This window comes from Streptomyces sp. NRRL S-350, from assembly GCF_000719705.1.
GTDB lineage: Bacteria > Actinomycetota > Actinomycetes > Streptomycetales > Streptomycetaceae > Kitasatospora.
The window spans coordinates 1-229 of the sequence record NZ_JOHO01000238.1 but is presented as its reverse complement, the minus strand read 5'-3'; the positions used below and the strand labels follow the sequence as shown (position 1 = coordinate 229).

Annotated in this window: 1 pseudogene; it reads right to left on the bottom strand. The window is 78.2% G+C overall.

Annotated elements, in window-relative coordinates:
- A pseudogene (locus IF30_RS0140720) lies at positions 1 to 229 on the bottom strand (sensor histidine kinase); the annotation flags it as partial.

The window sequence follows — 229 nt, the reverse complement described above, 5'->3', positions numbered from 1 at the left end:
ACGGCGCGGATCCGGAAGCCGCCGCCGGGGCGGGGGCCCACGTCGAGGCTGCCGCTGACCATGCCGACCCGCTCGCGCATGCCGATCAGGCCGTGGCCCAGGCCGTCGGCGCCGCCGGCGGTCAGGTGTTCGTCGGTGCTGCCGCGGCCGTCGTCCTCGACGAGGACGGCCAGCTCGCGCTCGCCGAAGTCGACCGCGACCCGGGCGTGCACGTCGGGGCCGCCGTGCT